This window comes from Olivibacter domesticus (assembly GCF_900109575.1).
Lineage (GTDB): Bacteria > Bacteroidota > Bacteroidia > Sphingobacteriales > Sphingobacteriaceae > Olivibacter > Olivibacter domesticus.
This window is the reverse complement of sequence record NZ_FOAF01000006.1, coordinates 210,666-230,425: the sequence shown is the minus strand read 5'-3', so window position 1 is coordinate 230,425 and position 19,760 is coordinate 210,666. Positions and strand designations below refer to the sequence as shown.

The 19,760-nt window shown below is 40.1% G+C and carries 13 protein-coding genes and 1 riboswitch; of the genes, 3 read left to right on the top strand and 10 right to left on the bottom strand.

The features are described 5' to 3' along the window. Window positions 1-150: 150 nt before the first annotated feature. The 10 genes from BMY50_RS19925 to BMY50_RS19885 form a co-directional block, all read right to left on the bottom strand. Complete coding sequence (locus BMY50_RS19925) at window positions 151-3,375, bottom strand: glycoside hydrolase family 2 TIM barrel-domain containing protein (RefSeq protein ID WP_093328047.1); 3,225 nt, start codon at window positions 3,373-3,375, stop codon at window positions 151-153. A 370-nt stretch (window positions 3,376-3,745) separates the two neighbouring features. Further along, window positions 3,746-4,513 carry a 3-keto-disaccharide hydrolase gene (locus BMY50_RS19920; RefSeq protein ID WP_093328044.1) on the bottom strand — a complete coding sequence of 256 codons (768 nt, stop codon included), beginning with the start codon at window positions 4,511-4,513 and terminating at the stop codon, window positions 3,746-3,748. Between the two features lie 125 nt (window positions 4,514-4,638). After that, complete coding sequence (gene coaBC / locus BMY50_RS19915) at window positions 4,639-5,853, bottom strand: bifunctional phosphopantothenoylcysteine decarboxylase/phosphopantothenate--cysteine ligase CoaBC (RefSeq protein WP_093328041.1); 1,215 nt, start codon at window positions 5,851-5,853, stop codon at window positions 4,639-4,641. Between the two features lie 22 nt (window positions 5,854-5,875). Beyond that, window positions 5,876-6,205 carry a DNA-directed RNA polymerase subunit omega gene (locus tag BMY50_RS19910; protein WP_093328039.1) on the bottom strand — a complete coding sequence of 110 codons (330 nt, stop codon included), beginning with the start codon at window positions 6,203-6,205 and terminating at the stop codon, window positions 5,876-5,878. Between the two features lie 4 nt (window positions 6,206-6,209). Further along, window positions 6,210-7,136 carry an outer membrane protein assembly factor BamD gene (locus tag BMY50_RS19905; RefSeq protein WP_202907889.1) on the bottom strand — a complete coding sequence of 309 codons (927 nt, stop codon included), beginning with the start codon at window positions 7,134-7,136 and terminating at the stop codon, window positions 6,210-6,212. Between the two features lie 525 nt (window positions 7,137-7,661). Then, window positions 7,662-8,174: a GNAT family N-acetyltransferase gene (locus BMY50_RS19900; protein ID WP_093328036.1), complete on the bottom strand. Its 513-nt coding sequence runs from the start codon at window positions 8,172-8,174 to the stop codon at window positions 7,662-7,664. 199 nt (window positions 8,175-8,373) lie between these two features. Next, window positions 8,374-8,529: a hypothetical protein gene (locus BMY50_RS28195; protein ID WP_162276643.1), complete on the bottom strand. Its 156-nt coding sequence runs from the start codon at window positions 8,527-8,529 to the stop codon at window positions 8,374-8,376. A 228-nt stretch (window positions 8,530-8,757) separates the two neighbouring features. Continuing rightward, window positions 8,758-9,825: a hypothetical protein gene (locus tag BMY50_RS19895; protein WP_093328034.1), complete on the bottom strand. Its 1,068-nt coding sequence runs from the start codon at window positions 9,823-9,825 to the stop codon at window positions 8,758-8,760. Between the two features lie 129 nt (window positions 9,826-9,954). Then, window positions 9,955-11,061 (bottom strand): SGNH/GDSL hydrolase family protein, encoded by a 1,107-nt coding sequence (locus BMY50_RS19890; RefSeq protein WP_238383832.1) that lies wholly within the window; start codon window positions 11,059-11,061, stop codon window positions 9,955-9,957. 11 nt (window positions 11,062-11,072) lie between these two features. Further along, the gene (locus tag BMY50_RS19885) at window positions 11,073-13,565 is read right to left on the bottom strand and encodes a phosphocholine-specific phospholipase C (RefSeq protein WP_093328032.1); all 2,493 of its coding nucleotides are present in this window, start codon (window positions 13,563-13,565) and stop codon (window positions 11,073-11,075) included. Window positions 13,566-14,275: 710 nt separating this feature from the next. On the opposite strand from BMY50_RS19885, the gene BMY50_RS19875 reads away from it, so the two are divergent. From BMY50_RS19875 to BMY50_RS19865, 3 genes are all read left to right on the top strand, one after another. Further along, entirely contained in the window at window positions 14,276-15,655 is a 1,380-nt protein-coding gene (locus BMY50_RS19875) for an alpha-L-fucosidase (RefSeq protein WP_093328028.1), read from the top strand. A gap of 177 nt (window positions 15,656-15,832) precedes the next feature. Then, window positions 15,833-16,156 carry a hypothetical protein gene (locus tag BMY50_RS19870; RefSeq protein WP_093328026.1) on the top strand — a complete coding sequence of 108 codons (324 nt, stop codon included), beginning with the start codon at window positions 15,833-15,835 and terminating at the stop codon, window positions 16,154-16,156. A 231-nt stretch (window positions 16,157-16,387) separates the two neighbouring features. Further along, window positions 16,388-16,492: riboswitch (SAM riboswitch) on the top strand. Window positions 16,493-16,600: 108 nt separating this feature from the next. After that, the gene (locus BMY50_RS19865; protein ID WP_093328215.1) at window positions 16,601-19,741 is read left to right on the top strand and encodes a SusC/RagA family TonB-linked outer membrane protein; all 3,141 of its coding nucleotides are present in this window, start codon (window positions 16,601-16,603) and stop codon (window positions 19,739-19,741) included. Window positions 19,742-19,760 lie beyond the last annotated feature (19 nt).

Here is a 19,760-nt window from a genome sequence, read left to right as displayed (position 1 = left end):
CCCATCTTGATACTTTGTTTTATATACGCCTTCAGATGTCTTATTGCCAAATTAAATTTGTTGAGTAGTCAAGGCGTTGAATAGTTAATTATTGAACAACGATAACCATGTCTTGCTACTTGCTACTTATGTCTTGCTACTTCTTTTAAACTAAAACCTTCTCACATAATCTGCTACATCGCCATATGTAGCATTATAAGGCAGAATACTGAAGCTGAAATTAATCGGTTTTTTCTCAAGCTGATAGTTCGGTAAAGTGATTGGGCCACAACTACCATTTCCCAGACCTCTTTGGGCATAATCAATATTTAAAATTGTTTCGGGCCTTTCTTTTAATTCAAAAGGATGTTTCGCTTGATGTAAATCTTGCTCCGTATAATGCAAGGCACTAAAGCTAAGTTTATCGTCAGCTAACAAAATCAACCCTCTATTATCGCGACTGCTTAGTTTAATCCACTTCGTATCTTCTCTATTTCCCATGCTTTGCGGACGCATATAATGGTCGGCCATACTGCTCACCACATTTTGATATCTGCCAAAAAAAGCAGCCTCTTTTCTATCAACATAGTTTTCGTGCGGACCTCTTCCCAGCCATTCTACCTGCTCATTGCCTGCATTAAGTGCCATGCTGAATCCAATGCGTGCTAAAGGTAAACCTTTATTCTGTTCAGGGTTGATAAAAGCAGCAACGTGAATCATCCCATTTCCGTATATGGTATAAACCATGTTCATGTTAACCCTGTAGCCAGATTTGGTTTCCGCGGCAATAGCCGAAGTTATCTGTACAGATTTTCTGTCGCCATTGTTAATATTAAAAGCATTAACATGATAGCGTAAGCTATCATAGCCGTCCTTCTCCCAAGGTATTGCCTTTCCCCAGTCCTTGTCTTGATCGTTGTCTAAAGAAGCACGATATATATTGAGCAGAGGACCTTTCTGCGCCCCCTCAATTAACTGGTTATTTCCATAGGCAAGAGAAGAGATAGAACCCGTTTTTTTATTAAACCCAACATGGAAGTCTTTCCCTATTAAGGTCACTTCTTCATCTTTCTGAAGCACGAAAATATCAGGCAGCGTGGAAGTTGTATCAGTTAAGCTAATAGCAGGTGCTACGCGGTAGGGCATTTTAAATTGCTCCTTGGCTACCAGTAGACCCTTAGGTGCCCAACGTTCATCTTTAATAGATCGCACATTAAGTTCCATATAATACAAGGCCCCCGGCTTAAGTGCGGGCTGCTGTACAGGCACATTGAGTATCGTGCTATCACCCGCTGCTAAATCAATCAGTGGCAAGATACCCTTTTGGATTTCTTTGCCGTCTTCTGTAAGTACCCAATCGACGGCGAAATTATTTAAGTTCAAAAAAGCATATTTATTGCGGATACTCACTGTACCCTGCAATAAATTGGCAGGTTTCATGCTCACATATTGATATACTTTTTTAACCTCTTCCAGTTTAGCTGTCGGCTTCCTATCGGGCGTTAAAATGCCATCCATGCAGAAATTGCCATCATTTGGTTTATCTCCAAAATCACCGCCATATGCAAAATACGATTGCCCAGTTGTAGCACCAGGAATTTGTTTGTTTAATCCATGATCTACCCATTCCCAGATACATCCACCAATTAAGCGTGGGTGATTTTCTATTACATCCCAATATTCTTTTAGGTTGCCGATCGCATTTCCCATCGCATGACCGTATTCGCACATAAAGAAGGGTTTTTCACTTACTTTTTGTCCACTTGTAAGCAAATGTTGCACAGAAGGGTACATAGTAGACTCTATATCAGCCACCTCATTATAACTTTCAAAATGTATGGGGCGTGTACTATCAATTGCCAATACAGCCTGGCGTGCTGCTTTAAAGTTTTCATGCCCCCAAGATTCATTCCCTAAAGACCAGATAATAATTGACGGATGGTTTTTGTCCCTTTGAACCATTCGTTGATGGCGATCTAGATAGGCCGGTCTCCAACTTTCACTATTTCCCAGATTCTCCTTAGCGCCGTGCGTTTCCAAGTCTGCTTCGTCCACAACATATAAGCCATATTCATCACAGAGCTTGTACCATCTAGGATCATTTGGATAATGCGAAGTGCGTACCGTATTAATGTTGTTCTGTTTCATCAACATAATATCTTCTATCATGCTTTCGTAAGGAACAGCCTTTCCGAATTTAGGATGCGTTTCATGTCTGTTAACCCCTTTTAATAAGACGGGCTTGCCATTCACAAAAAGTCTACTCTCTTTTATTTCCACTTTCCGAAAGCCAAATTTCGAAGAAAATACCTCCGTTACCTGATCACTCTTATCTTTTAGGGTAACTAGTACCGTGTAGAGGTAAGGCGTTTCTGCAGACCATAACTTAGGTTGTTGTACCTTGCTGCTAAATTGATATAAATCCTCCTCCTCTTTTTTTCCAAAAATACCACCAAGGCCAATTTTCCTGGTTATTTTTTCTTCCATCCGATTTTCTAAGGCAACTTCTTTACCTTCCGCATCTAGTAATTTTATAGAAAGCGTGCCCACGGCATTACTGCCCTTACCATAATTTTTCAGCCAGGCATCTACTTTAAAAGTGGCGCTGTTGAAATCATTTGCCCATTCAGATTTAAGAAAGAAGTCGCGTACATGTAGGAGTGGAGTTGCCGTTAAATAAACACTTCGGTGTATTCCCCCCAATCTGAACATATCCTGATCTTCCAAATAACTTCCATCGCTCCATTTGTACACTTCAATGGCTATTAGATTACTTCTACCAGTTTGTATAAATGTAGTAATGTCAAACGAAGCACCCGTCATACTTCCCTCACTATAGCCCACCTTTTCTCCGTTCACCCAAAGATAGAAAGCGCTCTGCACACCGTCAAAATTAATGAATACCTCCTTATCCCCCCAATCGGGAGGTATCGTTATTGTTCTTCTATAAGAGCCAACCGGGTTCGGTTCCTTGCTTTTGGTCCACGAAGTATCAACTGTCTTCATGATACGCGGCGGATCTAATTTAAATGGGTAGGTGATATTAGTATAAATTGGCGTACCATAACCATTTACCTCCCAAGTAGAAGGCACCGTAAGAGAAGCCCATTTACTGTCATTAAAGCTTTTTTTGTAAAAGTCCCGCGGACGTTGGTTGGGGTCTTTTACCCAATTAAATTTCCAAGATCCGTTCAGGCTTTGGTAGCGTGAAGAGTTTGAATCTATATTCGCTAATGCTTGTTGTTCACTACTAAAAGGAATAGCTGTGGCATGGGCAGGTGCTCGGTTTATCTGGAACACCTTTTCATTTTCCCAGTCACGCTGTTGTGCTTCGACAGGAGAAAAGAACATAATAGTTAAAAAAAAAGAAGATATATAATAATATATTGCGTTCATGCATTGTTTGTTTTAGTGGCCTAAGGACCCGTATAACTGAAGAGCCTGAGCCTTCGGAATCTATCAGTTAATGAATTGTACAGGTTTTGTGTTTGGCAAAGATATCATTTTACTGATACTAGAACGTAATAGTTTGCAGTAACGTATAAAGAGAAGTTCTTTTTAGGATTTATCCTCTTTTTTGACGTTTAAAAGTGTTTTGTTGAGGTGTTGGAAATCAGTAGGACGTTGCCCGACCATACTATGGAAAGTGTTACTAAAGTGTGAGAACAAACAGCCAGCTGCTGCGGGGTTTTAAATAAGTTGCCAGTTATGAGTTGTAAGTTGCAAGCATGTTACGCATAACTCACAACCCACAACTTACAACTTTTTAGAGCGGTCTCACCCAAATGTTTTTAAAGCTTATAGGTTGGCTGGGATCGCCGTGGGCTTGTAGCATGATAGGAGACGGGCCGTGCGCTTTATATTCAGGTTTACCAATATATTTGGTACCACCTGTGAGTTCAACATTATTTTGAACGAGTACACCATTTATGATGGAAGTTACCCTTGCCGGTGATTCCAAAGATCCATCCTGTTTAAAGGTAGGAGCTGTCCAGATTACATCATATGTTTGCCATTCACCAGGTTTTCTAGCTGGGTTCGCAAGTGGTATCCTTTGTTTATAAACAGAACCTAACTGTCCATTTACATAGGTTTTATTTTCGTAAGAATCTAATATTTGTAATTCATATCCTTCATCACCAGTACCAATAGCCGCCACAAAAAGACCGCTGTTTCCTCTTCCTTGGCCTTCTCCTTCAATATCTGCTGGGATATAATATTCCAAATGTAACTGGTAACTACTGAATTTTTGTTTGGTGATAATATTACCCGCTTTTTTATTTACAGTAAACGTTCCACCGGCTACTGTCCATTCTGCCGGTTTGCCTGGATTGCGTTGTGATTCCCACGCGCTAAGATCTTTTCCATCAAATAATACGATAGCGTCAGAGGGTGCCTGATGTAAAGGCGTAGCCACTACGTGCGGTACCGGTTCCCAAACTTCCGTGTCTTCTGGTTTCATTTTTTCCTGTGCAAAAGTAGAAGCCGCTGTGCCCATAAGCAGAGCTGCTATTAATAATTGATTCTTTAACATTTTAAGTCTATAAGTTACAAATTAAATTAGCCATTACATACTAAGTGTTCAAAGTACGCTAATCAAAGGTAATTATTTGGATAATAAGTAGCAAGGCTGAAGTCTCAAGTATCAATATTGTTTTATTAATAATACTTATATCTTGCTAAAATAAAGTCACAAATATCCTCAGCAACGGCCTGTTTAGATTTTAGCGGAAAGGTGATTTGATCCTTATTACGATCAATAATCGTTATTTTATTATCGTCACCAGCAAATCCGGCCCCTTTATCTTGCATAGAGTTGAGCACAATAAAATCAAGATTCTTTTTTTCAAGCTTAGCTTGCGCATTGCCTAATTCATTATCCGTTTCGAGGGCAAATCCAGCTAAAAGCTGATGTGGTTGTTTCGCAGCGCCCAGTGTAGCGAGGATATCCGTTGTTTTTGTTAAGGCAATCGAGAAATGGTCGTCTTTCTTTTTTATTTTATAAGTAGCTACCTGTTCAGGTGTATAGTCGGCCACTGCGGCACTCATGATGGTGATGTCAGCGGCTGCAAATGCTTTCGTACAAGCAGCTAACATTTCCCGTGCAGATGTTACATTAATCCGGTGAATTTGGTCGCTGATATTTAAGTGAGTAGGGCCGCTTACCAGCGTCACCTCTGCCCCTAAATCATGAAGTCTTTGAGCGATAGCATAGCCCATTTTACCGCTGCTATGATTTCCAATAAACCGTACAGGATCGATTGCTTCATAAGTAGGGCCAGCACTTACCAAAGCTTTTTTACCTGTTAAAGGAAGATCCGAGGGAGAAGAATTTGTAATACCTTTAGATAGGTAATCTATAATTTCTTCGGGCTCAGCTAACCTCCCTTCACCAACTAGGCCACTTGCCAATTCTCCCTTTCCAGGATTGATAATTTTATTTCCAAATTGCTGTAATCGTTTAACATTTCTTTGCGTTGCAGGGTGGGCCCACATGTCGAGATCCATTGCCGGAGCTAAGTAAACGGGGCACTTTGCAGAAAGGTAAACCGCGCATAAAAGATTATCGCACATGCCGTTTGCTAGTTTCGCCAGTGTGTTTGCACTGGCAGGAGCAATAAGCATTAAATCAGCCCATAATCCTAGGTGTACATGGCGACTCCATTCGCCGGTTTCTTTATCAAAATATTGGGAAAGTACCGGTTTATTAGAGAGCGTAGAAAGTGTTAGAGGAGTTATAAAAGCCGTAGCATCGGGTGTCATTATTACCTGTACTTCGGCGCCGGCCTTAACCAGCAATCTAGTCAAGGCCGCTGCCTTATAGGCAGCAATGCTCCCGCAAATACCGAGTATAATCTTTTTTCCCTTTAGCATTGTTTGCTAAATGAGTGATTTTCTATTTTTGTTCTTTAGAAGGGTTTCTAAAGTACACCTTGTCATTCAAAAACTCATCAATAGCTATTAATGAAGGTTTTGGCATACGCTCATAATGTTTAGAAATTTCAATTTGCTCGCGGTTTTCGAAAATTTCTTCCAGATTATCATTTGAAGTAGCAAATTCAGCAAGTTTGCTGTGCAATTCTTCTTTTACATTACTTGCAATCTGGTTAGCACGGCGTCCCATGATAACAATAGATTCATAAATGTTGTCTGTTTCCACATCCAACTCGCGTAAGTCGCGTGTTACAGTACTGCTAGGGACGATATTTTTTTGTGTATTACTCATAGTCTTATTGTATAGTCTGTTGGGGCAAAGCTCCTTTAGGTGAATTGTTTTGTTCTTCGTTCTGTTTTTGCTTTTCTTCTTCCTGTTTCTTCTGGTTTGGTGTTAAAGAAGCAATTAATTTTTTTACGTTTTCAATATCTTTTTGCGAATCTTTTTTCAACCCTTCCGCATCTTTTTTGAATTTACTTTCAGGGTAGTTATCAGTAAAATGATCCGAAAACTGTATTGCTTCCTCATAGCGGCCAGTTTGGCTGTTTAGCATGCTGTTTTTCGCATATAAATACTGTGCTTTGACAGCTAAATATTCCATTTCTTCGGCAAACTTCGTGTCCGGATAATCACGGAGAGAGTTTTGAAACGCAATTACTGCCGCTTTATAGTCGCCAACATCCAAATAAAGACGGGCATTAGCAAAAGATTTACGTTCTAATTTATCGCGAAGATCTTGTATAAACTTAGCAGCCTCTTCCGCACGGTCGCTTTTTGGATACAGGTTAATAAATAACTGCAGTGATTCTATTGCTTTTAATGTATTGTCCTGATCCAATGAATAAACCGGAGATTCCAGGTAATAGCAATATGCTCCCATGAACCTACACTCTTCTGCTTTCCCACTTTGCGGATACTGGTCTGTGAAATTTTTGAAGTGAAATCGCGCTGATGTATAATCCCTTAAGCGGTAATTTGTATATGCAAAATAATATAAAAGTTCTTCATTTTCAGGCCTTCCTCTATATTTGTTTGATAAATCTTCAAACAAAACGAGCGCTTTAGAGTACTTCTTGTCGTTGTACAGATTAATGGCTTCGCGGTATTTAGCCACATTATCATTACCGGTCCTCAGCTTCTCAAATTTACTTTTACATCCCACCATCCCGAAAGAAAATAGTAGTGCTGAAGCCCAGATCATTAAACGCTTGTTTTTAAACATTCTGCAAAGATAAGTGAATTAAAAATATGTAGCAAATGCTTTTGCTCTTCACAAAGTAATATCTTCCTTATCCATCCACAAAATTTTTAACATACATTAACTTTCTATGTTCTTTTTCTTGACAAAAAGAACCAAAAATCAAGGTTTCATGGACTTCGCTAAAGATTCGGGTCTTACCCACAATCATGTGCAGCCGCTCCCAACTCATATCCGGGCTTCGCTTCCTCACATGATTTTTTGGCCAACCCTTTCCTGAATCTTTTTAACGCTCATTCCATGAGGCCGGTCGTGCATACGTGCCGTAGCGTACCATTGCATTTACTTTCAATATCGACATCAAACAATTGAAAAAATGAAAACATATTTTTATCTACATAAGTCTAATAAAAAACATCAACGCTATTCAGTATCGGGTCATGCTAACAACTCACAACGGACAACTCGTAACTAATATTGTCTTGATACTTGATACTGATGTCTTGCTACTAACAACCAATAACCAACAACTAATAACGAATAACCAATCTACACCTTTCGTCCTAATATCAACAAGCTTCTATGTATGCCATCTAATACAGCTATGTCCGGAAGATTGCCCCAGTCTTCAAATCCTTCTTGGTGAAATAAATTTATACTAGGCATATTATGAGCGAAGATAAAAGCCAAAATAATATCAATTTTCAGTGATGGAGCCTTTTCTATTGCATATTTTAACGTTTTTTTGCCTACGCCTTTTCCCCTAGCCTTTTCGTCGAGGTATATACTCACTTCAGCCGTACCGTCATAGGCCGGCCGACCATAAAATGATTGAAAACTTAACCACCCAATTGTTTCCCGCTGCTCATTTTGTATGACATATAAGGGCCTGGTTAAGCTATTATGCTCGTGAAACCATTGCACTTTGCTTTCTACCGTAACCATTTCAGTATCGGCGGTGACCATTCTACTGGATACTGTACTGTTATAGATGTCAACAATGTTGGGCAAGTCTGTTATGAGTGCATCCTTAAAATGTAGGATAGTGTTTATGTCATTCATTGTGATGAAGAAGTATTAAGATGTAACGAAGATAACCATTTAGTACATAAAATGGAGTCTATGTCTTTATATGTAGCGTTTTGGCAATAAAGGTGTCCAATAATCAATACAAAAAAAATCCCCAGGTTTGTGTTACCAAACTTGGGGAAAGTTTTTCATAGATAGATAGTATATGTAATAAAGGTAGATGTAATTACAATTATGCTATTTTTATTGTTGAAGATTGCGCACTGGCGTTCAGCTTGAAATTTTCCAATTCATTTACCAACAGCTCCATCAATTGCTTATCAATTTTTCTAGCTAACTTAGATAGTTTTTCAAACTTTACTCCTGTTTCCTTCTTGTTTCTTTTCATGTCTTCAAAAATTATTTAGTTAAACATTCAAAATAGCCTTCTCATTAATACTAATATCGTGCCAATTAGGAAAATATGTGCCGGATGTGTTTTTGTGTGAAATTAAGTGGCTGATTATTAATGAGATTTTTTTAGGAATTGATGCTTCTTAAGTAGTAGAATCGTTGAGTTGTTAAGTAGTCAAAACGTTAAGAGACCAAACTCACAACGCGCAACTGGCAACTAATATTAAAGCTTCACCTGCCTGATAATATTCTTAATATTCAGTTCAATTATATCTGTCATCGTTTTACACGAATAGTAATCCTGATTTTTATAGTGGGCTGCTAATTGTGTTTTGAGTGTTGCAATATTTGCCGGGGGCGATAACTGTTCATGTTGAGATACATCTCTTAAGGCGGCCAATCGATGTCTTTCAATTCGCACCCGATGTACAATGGAAGAGCGTTCTTCCTGTTGATATTGTAAAACAGTTTTTTCCGTCAAGTGCTCCATAGAAAGTTTTACGTAAGGAAGATTTTCTTTAAAGAACTGAGGCATATAAACTTTCATATTTCCTTCATAGAACTCTTGATCAAAGTCAATTGCCCTGATTCTAAACTGGAAATCATCAAAATCTGGGGTAATCTGCATTACATAGTTATAAGAACGCATATCTCCGAGTAGCATGATAAAACAGCGTTCATTAAATTTTACAAATTCCTTCGCAATTCTAATGGGGTTATAATCGGGATTTTCCATTAATTGCCTACTAAAAACATCGCCCGGTATACCTACAATATGTTCTTCCACCAATGTTTCTGTGTCAACCGTGAAGTTTACCCTGTTGGGCGACATAATCTCTTCCAGCTCAAGGCCATAAATACGTGAGGCATCTGCCTGTTTAACGTAAAAATAGTCGTACACATCATTTAGCCGGTTTACAATCCGGATTCGGAAGGGATGCGTATTGCCAAATGTACAGTAATCTATACGGTCAATAAATTTATGTTCAACAATGCGATTATTGCCAGAGGCTTTCAATAAAGCATAAATATGTTTAAGCCCCTCATGTATATGGGCTATTTCGTGTGGCGGATATAAAGGTGTTTCCCAAAGTGTATCCTTACCATCTTTGTCATATACAGGTATGCTATCGCTAAAGTTGCGAAGCTCTTTATAGCTGATAGGAAGTTTAGATTCCCGTTGATATTCCCGTAAGTACCTGCGCAAAGCAGGTTTCACAGGAAAAATAGGCTTTTTCCTCGAAATCTTTACGTCTCCGTCAGGTACTGGTCCATTTGTTTTCAGTGCCATAGCAAGGCTAAGATAGGGGTTTTATTCGTTATCAAGACTATATTAGTTGTGGGTTGTGAGTTGCCAGTTGTGAGTTTGGTCTCTTAACGATTAACTATTCAACTACTCACGATTCAACAACTCAACCATTTAACGTATCTGCCCGGCTATTGGCAGATGAGTGGTCAGAAAAGGCTTTATCACTTGTAGCATTCTATCAAATCCTAAATCGTTCGGGTGCGTGCCATCTGTAGTGCCTTCATGATCCGTTCCCAGTAAATCATCCCCTTTAATAAAATATAAATTATTAATTTCTTTTTGCAGCGATTCAATTTGCTGTGTTATCATGCTATTCTGATCGCGTGTTTTATTACCTACTACTTGGTCAAAATACCCATGCTCTCTGATCAATGTTTGTATCATCACAATAGGAGCCTCTGGATGATGGGCCCTGATCGTCCGTATTAAATAAGCGGTACGCTCCTCAATTTCTTGTGGAGAGGAATTCGGAATGCAGTCGAGCACAAAAGCATCGGCATCTATCATAGCTAGCATATCCGCCGTTGCTTTCTCCATTTTGGCGTTTCCACTTACACCCAGATTAATGAAGTTCAAACCCGTTTCTCGTGATAATCGCGCAGGATATGCCAGTCCTGGTCTACTTGCAGACGCCCCCTGAACAATACTCGAGCCATATAAGGCTATTTTCTTTTTAAAAGGATCGGGCAGCGCTACAATGCTGCCCGTCTCATCAATACCAATTGACACATTAGTAACTTCATCGTAAAGAGGTAAATACAGTAAACACTCTTTCTCACCACTGTCCATGTGCTGCACTACTACCGCTTCAGTAGTATCGTTAGTTGGTTTACCTACACCTGCAAATTGCCATTTACCATCCTTTTTAATATATAGGTCTAGACCTTCAAAAGCAATGGCCGTCATATTTGCCGATGGCTTGCGGGCGGAAGTTTGCCATTTAGCGGCAATAGCAGTGCTATTCGTTTTAAAAGCAATGGCTAGACCCGCCGAGTGGGTAAGAAGTGACTTAACCGGTGTCGGTAGGTCAGGGTAATCAGCCGTATCAATACGATGATAAAATTGCTTGTTAGCAAAAGCTTTTCCAATCATCGTAAGCTCTTCAGCCCTTTTATATTTATAAGAAGAGGGTGTCTGAGCCATAACAGCATGAAAAGAAAGTACTAGCAAACAAGTAGTTAATTGACCAAGAAGCGTTATTTTTTGCAAACCTTTCATACCCATGTTGCTTATGTCGTTAATTTCCCCATCTGTGGATCAGTATACGTAAATTTCCCAGTTTCTACTCTGCCCGCATAAAGCCATTGAACCGTTGGATTCTCTTTCACCATTATTGTAAAGTCGTACCAGCCATGATTATGTTGTAAGGGAATGATAAAGCGCAGTTTTTCCTGAGGCAGTAAATGCTTCTCGATAGATGGTTGGGCATAAGCATTATCAAGTATTTGTAAGGTGCAGGCGTCTGTCATGCGGCTGTTTGCCGTAATAACTAAATTTCCTGTTGCCTGCCCTTCCTTTAGTTCATAAGAAGCATCCAAAGTAAGCATTCGTTTCGAAGATTTTCCTTTCACGGCACGATAAAATCCATTGGGTCCATGTATCTCTAGATTATATTGCTGATTTTTTACCTCAAAATTATCCTGCAAATGATCGCCAGGAGCAACTGCATAAGATCGGATTCCCGCTGATGTATAAACGGTGAAAGGAGCGCCCACACTTTTATCCTTGAAGATGTTATTACCTGCAGCCAATCTGAGGGAGATGCCCTCTTCCATTGGTTCAATATCTGCATATAATTCGTAAGGGAGGGGGCAAGATGCTTTTATACCCTCTTCCTGCTTTGGCATATCAGTCAACAACCAAGGCCTAACCTTTGCGGGGTTGATATCCTGTTGTGATAACTTTCTAAAATCACTGGGAGAGTTTTTGAACTTCGCCTGATGTATGTCTTCCAAATAGGTGTTGCGCTGAATAAAAGGTAGGTTTTCTTTGTCTTTCTGCTCATCCGCCGGTTGAAAGACCGTCGTGAGATCGCCGCATATGGTCCGTCGCCACTTACTTATGTTTTTTTCTTCAATAGTATGATTAAACTTGCTATTTAGGAATTTTTCCAAGAACTGTAAGGTGGAAGTATGATCGAACACTTGTGAGCAGACCTTTCCACCTCTCGTCCAAGGTGAGGCTACAATCATAGGGACCCTAAATCCTAATCCTATTGCCGCCCCCCTTGCTTCCTCTTCCGACTTTCCTTCGGCAAGCTCTTGCGCCAGTACAGTATATTCTACTTTTGTGTCGATACCGTCCGAACATTTTCCGCTATTTGCCCTATAAGGGTTAGGAGGGACAAAAGGGGGGACATGATCAAAGTAACCATCATTTTCATCATACGTCATAATAAAAATAGTTTTCTGCCATACTTCCGGGTTTTTGGTAAGAATATCCATTATTTCTGATACATACCAAGAGCCATACCAGGGAGCCGTGGGGTGGTCCGAATATTTTTCAGCGGGTACCATCCAGGAAACGGTCGGTAAAGTGCCATTTTCCACATCCGCTCTAAACTGATGCAAAATATCGCCCTTTGGTACATTTAGCTCTTGCTGTTTACCTTGGTCGTCCGTATACTTTAATATATCCAGATGGTGGTAATCCGGATCCTCCGCATTGGTAGAGAAAGCTTTATTAAATAAATTTTTCTCCGTATTACTTAAGTTGTTGAAATATTTGTCGGCCCATTGTTCAACCTCTTTATAAGCATGTTGTAGCACTTCCCGTTTTTTCTGAATAGCCTTTTGTGTTTTAGCATAGGCAGCATCCTGCAATTTCAAACCTTTTAACGTATTTTCAAGATCAGCAATTTCCGTAGGAAGGGTCTCCGTTTGCTTTTTTAATGTTTTTACGTATCTCGAAGAAAATTTAACATGATACCGTTCAAAAAGTTCCAGGGGGTTACAACCGAAGTTGGCAAGCCATGACCTTTCCTCTCCAACAAAACCACCACCACAGGTGATGTCGTTTTGATAAACCTTCCAAGGAACCCCTGCCTCCTCCAGTCGTTCAGGGAAAGTTTTCCATTTCCCTTGTCCAAGCGGTAAGTCATTTCGCATCCAGGCCTTGCTTTCAGCGTTAGGAGCCTCCCGAACGGTGCCTGTCCAGAAAAAGAACCTGTTAGGCCAAGTACTTGTCATACCCGAGCAGAAGTTTTGATCACAAATAGTAAAAGCATCTGCTAAAGCATAATTAAAAGGAATATCCTGTCTATTATGATAACCCATTGTTAAAGGTATATCAGCATAAGGTTTGCTTTTTCTTTTGGCTTCTATCCAGTTATCATGTTTGCCATCATTAAAAGCATCCACCTGGCTCTGCCGGGAATGCGGGACGGCGCCCATCCAGGTAGCTTTCGAGTTCTTGAGATCCAAGCGGAAAGGAGCATAAGCACTTCCGTGCGTGTCTGGCTGAAACCATACCGGGTTGCCGTTCGGTAAGCGGATAAAACGGGGATCGTTAAAGCCCCTCACACCTTTTAATGTTCCGAAAGCATGGTCGAACGATCTGTTCTCTTGCATTAAAATCACAATGTGTTCAGCATCCATAAAGGTGCTACCGGCAATCGGTTCAATCGCTAAAGCCCTTTGGATGGCGGGAGGAATCGTATTGACCAATCCAGTTGTTCCTGCCAGAAGCAGTGCTTTTTTTATAAAATTTCTTCTATCATCCATGACGAATTAGTATCTGAAAGAGCAAGTTATTGCTTTGTTGTTAAAATTAGCGAACCGCTATATTATTTTTACGTAATGCGTTTTAGGTTTCAAATCGTTAATTGGTTTCTGTATAATTTCAAAGCTACTAATATTTCATATTTTCACAATATTCGTAAAGAGAAAGAATAAAAATGCCCATATCTATTACATGAATTATTTACAGAAGCGCATCAAGCTATGTATATGGTCGAAGGGATAACTGTTTGTTAGCCTAAAATTGGCCTCAAATATTCTGGTAGCACTATCTAAGTAGAGGCAGCGGCTTTGTCAGAAGATTTTAGTTTCCGATACATATTAAGAAGCCTCACTATATACCATCTAGCTAATAAAAATGAAAATTTTAAAGATCAACAACTCATTTGTATAAAAGCGTGAAAATATGTACCTTGAACGGGTGAAAATATAGGTTTCAATTAAGTTGAAAAGGAAAGAGTTAATTAATCTTATGCTCGTATTAGCATTGCTCTTATTGGCGATAGATGTAGTGTTTTTAATTAAGAATGGCGTTACATTAGGCGGCCTTATTGGGGTACTGAGTACGCTGTTGTTTTTAACATTATTTTTTTATTGTAAACGGTATTATAACCGGCAGCAAACCTATACAAAGCACTCTCCGAAATCCAAAGAGTAAGGAGAATTAATTTTAACCAATATATAGCCAATAAATTATGATCAGATACTGTTGTTTCCTGTTTTTAAGCTTGTTAGCCGTACGCGAATTAAATGGCCAAACCTATCAGCCCAACTGGCCTTCCGTTGATACACGTGAAACACCCGCGTGGTGGAGCAATGCTAAGTTCGGTATATTTATACATTGGGGGCCCTATTCTGTACCTGCTTATGCACCTGTTGATGAAGTAGAAGGCGTATATGAAAAATATGCAGAACACTATGAAAATCGGTTAATCAGTAAAAACAAATTGTTTATGGATTACCATCGTAGAACATACGGAGAAAATTTCACTTATCAGGATTTTGCTCCCATGTTCAAGGCCGAGCATTTCAATCCAAATAAGTGGGCAACACTATTTAAGAAAGCCGGTGCAAAATATGTGGTACTGACCTCCAAGCATCATGACGGTTTCTGCTTATGGCCTAGTCAGTACAGTCCGAAGTGGAACAGTGTAGCAATCGGTGCCCATCGAGATCTTGCCGGTGAGTTAAGTGATGCGGTAAAAAAGTCGGGCCTACATATGGGATTTTATTATTCCCTACTTGAATGGAGTCACCCCCTATATAAAAAGGAAACTATCAATCAATGGGTCGATCAGCATATGATCCCTCAGATGAAGGAGCTGGTAAACGCCTATCAACCAGAAGTGATTTTTTCAGATGGCGAATGGGATTATGCTAGCGACACATTGAAAAGTGCCGAATTCCTTGCCTGGTTATACAATGAATCGCCCGTAAAAGAGACCGTAGTAGTAAACGATCGTTGGGGTAAAGAAACGCGCAGCAAACATGGCGGATACTATACCACTGAGTATGATTTAGTACATGATCAAAAAGGCATCGGCGATCAAGCCGCTCACCCTTGGGAAGAAAGTAGAGGTATTGGTACATCCTATGGTTATAATCGTTTTGAAACGACCGACCACTATTTTAGCTCGAAGCAATTAATCGATCTCTTGATTGATAAGGTCAGTAATGGTGGAAATCTATTGTTGAATGTAGGCCCAACCGCCGATGGCATGATACCGGTCATTATGCAAGAGCGGTTGTTAGATATGGGCAACTGGTTAGCGCTCAATGGGGAGGCCATCTATGATACGCAAGCTTGGGATAGTAGGCCTGCGGATATGAAAGCAAATAGTGTTTACTATACACGTAAGGGCAAGGATCTGTACGTGCTCTGTACCAAATGGACGGATATGCCGATTAGGGTAAAAAATATTAAAAAACCAAGCAGTATAAGCTTGTTAGGATATACAGGAACAATTAAAACCCAATATAAAGGCAGTCAGCTACAGATCATACCAACAGCGCTTAGTCCTGCAACTACACCATCCAATTATGCGTGGGTTTACAAATTAGAAAATGCGCTATAAGGTGTTTTCAGTCCAAAAGAATGGCTAAATGAGATATTTAGCGATAAAGTATACAGATTTTGTGCTGTAGATGTAAACACAAATTACTTCGTTAAGATTTATGTTTGTAGTATACTAGACAAGGTTTTTTTAACCCTTGTCTAGTATACCTGTTCAACAAGCTAAATCTTATTGCATATGAAATTTTTTTTACCATTATTATGTATGGTCTTTGTTTATGGTTGCACCAAGGAAGAGTCACCCCTGGTTCCCGTAGAAATTACGATCACAAGTAAAAGCGGCATTTTGGAGATTCATTATATGCCTAATAAAATAGACACCTTAACAAAGAAACAAGAAACCACTACCATTCGCGTGTTAGATGGCGATTATGTTCGTATAAAAAGAATTTGTCCAGAGAAAGAAGCACTCCAATACAACATAAAGACTGCCAACAATAGTTATTTATCCGTATTGTTAAAAAATGGTGATATAAATACGCATGCCATACATGTTTATTAATTGGATTGCTAATGTTAAATTGTTAAGTAGTTGAATTGTTAAATGGTTGAGTTGTTCAATAGTTGAGTTTTCAATACCAAACTCACAACTCATAACTGGCAACTCATAACTGGCAACTCGCAACCGGCAACTCGCAACTATTAATGTCTTCTTTTTGTAACTAATGTCTACTAGTTCGATATACTTTAAATAATATGTATATATTTGCGTCATCAAAACGCTAACAAAACATACTTATCAAGAAAGATGGAGGGAAAGGCCCTATGAAATCTTAGCAACCCGTAGCCCATGCGCAAGGTGCTAATTCCTTTCTGCAAAATGCAGAGCCGATAAGTCGAACAGGTTCCTATCCAATTCCGGATTAGATACGGTTCCCTTCGCATCCAACCAACATCTTGCCACAAGCATTGTATGGCATTGCTGCGTTCATTTAAAATTTTTCATATGAACAGAAAAACGTTACTAAACAAATTTAACGCATGCTCATTTCTATTGTTATTGATATTACTTGTCAATCTGAGTAATAGCTATGCACAAGAAACGGCGGTACAAGGTACCGTAACAGATGCATTTAATCAAGAACCCCTACCCGGTGTTAATATCGTTTTAGTGGGGGGTACCCAATCGGCCCATACCAATCAAGACGGACAATTTTCCATTTCCGTTCCAGCAGGGCAAATCAAATTACGGTTCAGTTACATAGGTTATGAACCACAAGAAGTAGATGTAAGCGTTGCCAATCTTACAGTAGCCCTTAAACCAGCCAGCAACGACTTGAATGAAGTAGTCGTAGTAGCTTATGGTACCGCCAATAGAGCAAATTTTACGGGGTCTGTAGCATCCATACCGCAAGATAAGATAACAAACAGGCCGGTAGGCAATGTCAGTAAAGCATTGCAAGGCTTGGTACCCGGGTTACAATCTGTCTCTTCATCCGGGCAACCAGGTACTGATGCGGAGATCCGTATTCGCGGAATCGGTTCCATTAATGCTTCCAGCTCTCCTTTATATGTGCTCGATGGAAACCCTTATGAAGGAGATATTAATGCAATTAACCCCAATGATATCAAATCCATTAGTGTATTAAAAGATGCAGCAGCGAGCGCCTTATATGGATCTAGGGGCGCCAATGGCGTTATCATTATCACAACCAAAGAAGGGCAGAAAGACGGTAAAACTACTATCAATTTCAATTTCACACAGGGCATATCTGATAGAGCCGTAAAAGATTATGAACAGGTAAGTACCAATCAGTATTTTGAGTTATACTGGGAAGCTTTACGTAATAAAAATCTTTCCAGCGGTTTAACCAGCGATCAAGCAGCACAGAATGCAAGCAGTCAGGTATTAACTGATCTTAATATTAATCCATATGGCTCCAACTACCCCAATCCGGTAGGTTTAGACGGGCGCATCGTAGCCGGCGCGGCACCGCTTTGGAATGACAACTGGGCCGATGTATTACAGCGCACGGGGCAACGTACACAAGCAGATCTTAGCTTCAGCGGCGGCAATGAAAAAAGCAGTTATTATTTTTCAGGTGGTTATTTAAACGATCAAGGTATAGCCATCGAATCCGGTTTTAAACGCTATAACGCGCGTATCAATGTGACTACACAGGCAAAAAAATGGTTAAACGCGGGCTTGAATGTCGCGGTGAGCAGTTCCCAACAGAAGTTCCCGCAGTCCGAAGATAGCAACACCGCCAATATCGTGAATTTTCCGCGCTTAGTCGCCTCCTTCTATCCATATTATGAGCGGAACAACGATGGATCCTATCGTTACGATGAAAACGGCAATAAAATCTATGACTTTGGAGAATACCGGCCAAGCGCTGCTATTCCGCGCAGCAACATGGCAGCCTCCCTTCCGCTTGATAAGAATGATCGGCAAAGCGAAAATCTTTCGGGTAGAGCCTTTTTAGAAGCGATTATTACCCCCGAACTAAAGTTTCGTACTACCTATAGTATCGATTACCTGAATAGGAACACACATGACTATGTAAATCCTGTATTGGGTGACGGAGCTGAATACCAAGGTTCTGTAAGCAAATCCAATCGCAGGAGAGTATCTTACACTTGGAATAACATTATTACGTACGACAAAACTTTCAATGATCACCATTTGAACCTATTGGCGGGCCAGGAATTTTATAAATATCAGAATACCGACATCGATGGCAGTCGCGAACGTTTTGTACTGCCCGGTTTTTACGAGCCAGATGCAGCCTCACAGCTGAATTCATTTAACGGTTTTTCAGTCGATTATAGCCTGCTAAGTTTTTTGGGGCGTGCAGAATATGATTACAAGGGTCGTTATTTCTTATCCGGTTCCTTGCGGACCGATGGTTCTTCCCGTTTTGCACCAGAAACCAGGTGGGGTACCTTTTGGTCGGTAGGTGGTTCCTGGAAAATTTCACAGGAAGATTTCCTGAAAGATAACAGCCTGATTGATCAATTAACCTTACGGGCAAGTTATGGAGGGCAGGGAAATGACAAGTTACAAGATCAAGATGGCGCCTCTATTTATTATGCCTATCAAGGTTTGTATGCTATATCGAACAACCTTGGACAAGGAGGTACCGTTACGCGTCGCTTACCAACGCCCGATTTGCAATGGGAAACCAACCTTAACTTTAATGTTGGTTTAGATATCGCGATCCTCGACCAGCGTATCGCAGCTACAGTGGAATACTTCAACCGTAAAAGTAAAGATCTCTTATATACAATCCCCATGGCACCTTCCACCGGCTTTTCAGGATATGATGCCAATATTGGTGCTGTCACTAATAAGGGCATAGATGTCAATTTGCAAACGGTGCCCATTCGTAACGAGCACTTCCGTTGGAACTTAGATTTAAACCTCAATCACTATACAAATAAAATTACCGAGCTTCCTAACAACAATAAGCCTATAGACAATGGCAATAAACGATTAGCAGTAGGTGGTTCCATTTACGATTTTTATTTGCCAACATGGGCCGGTGTAGACCCAGCTACAGGATCACCACAATGGTATCTGGCCGATGATGCAGGTAACCAAACCAATGAAACCACTTCTGTATATGGAGAGGCTGGGCGATTTATTCAAGAGAGCTCACTGCCAGATCTCGTGGGCGGTTTGAGTAATACCTTTACCTATAAGAATTTTGATCTTTCAGCATTATTGACCTTTAGCCTAGGGGGCAAAATTTTAGACAATGACTATACACAATTGATGCATAACGGAAACAACCCTGGTAGATCATGGAGTACTGAAATACTTAATCGTTGGACTCCTGAACAGCCAAATACAGATGTTCCACGCCTAACTACTGATAATTTAACCTGGACATCCGCTTCCACCCGTTTCCTTTATTCGGCAACCTACGCCCGCTTGAAGAATGTGAGTTTGGGTTATAATTTCTCTAAGCATTTAATAGAGCGGATAGGCATCGGAAATCTACGCGTATTTTTACAGGGAGAGAACCTACTTACCTTTTATAAACATAAAGGAATGGATCCGGAGCAAACGGTTAACGGCGCAACCTATTTCCGGTATCCGGCAATGAGATCAATAACAGCGGGTTTGCAATTAACGTTATAGAAGCAAAGTGTTAGTGTTA

What these genes read in the sequence shown, in the direction of transcription:
- BMY50_RS19925 (WP_093328047.1), bottom strand. Translation starts at nt 3,375, where the DNA reads ATGAACGCAATATATTATTATATATCTTCTTTTTTTTTAACTATTATG.
- BMY50_RS19920 (WP_093328044.1), bottom strand. Translation starts at nt 4,513, where the DNA reads ATGTTAAAGAATCAATTATTAATAGCAGCTCTGCTTATGGGCACAGCG.
- coaBC (WP_093328041.1), bottom strand. Translation starts at nt 5,853, where the DNA reads ATGCTAAAGGGAAAAAAGATTATACTCGGTATTTGCGGGAGCATTGCT.
- BMY50_RS19910 (WP_093328039.1), bottom strand. Translation starts at nt 6,205, where the DNA reads ATGAGTAATACACAAAAAAATATCGTCCCTAGCAGTACTGTAACACGC.
- BMY50_RS19905 (WP_202907889.1), bottom strand. Translation starts at nt 7,136, where the DNA reads ATGTTTAAAAACAAGCGTTTAATGATCTGGGCTTCAGCACTACTATTT.
- BMY50_RS19900 (WP_093328036.1), bottom strand. Translation starts at nt 8,174, where the DNA reads ATGAATGACATAAACACTATCCTACATTTTAAGGATGCACTCATAACA.
- BMY50_RS28195 (WP_162276643.1), bottom strand. Translation starts at nt 8,529, where the DNA reads ATGAAAAGAAACAAGAAGGAAACAGGAGTAAAGTTTGAAAAACTATCT.
- BMY50_RS19895 (WP_093328034.1), bottom strand. Translation starts at nt 9,825, where the DNA reads ATGGCACTGAAAACAAATGGACCAGTACCTGACGGAGACGTAAAGATT.
- BMY50_RS19890 (WP_238383832.1), bottom strand. Translation starts at nt 11,061, where the DNA reads ATGAAAGGTTTGCAAAAAATAACGCTTCTTGGTCAATTAACTACTTGT.
- BMY50_RS19885 (WP_093328032.1), bottom strand. Translation starts at nt 13,565, where the DNA reads ATGGATGATAGAAGAAATTTTATAAAAAAAGCACTGCTTCTGGCAGGA.
- BMY50_RS19875 (WP_093328028.1), top strand. Translation starts at nt 14,276, where the DNA reads ATGATCAGATACTGTTGTTTCCTGTTTTTAAGCTTGTTAGCCGTACGC.
- BMY50_RS19870 (WP_093328026.1), top strand. Translation starts at nt 15,833, where the DNA reads ATGAAATTTTTTTTACCATTATTATGTATGGTCTTTGTTTATGGTTGC.
- BMY50_RS19865 (WP_093328215.1), top strand. Translation starts at nt 16,601, where the DNA reads ATGAACAGAAAAACGTTACTAAACAAATTTAACGCATGCTCATTTCTA.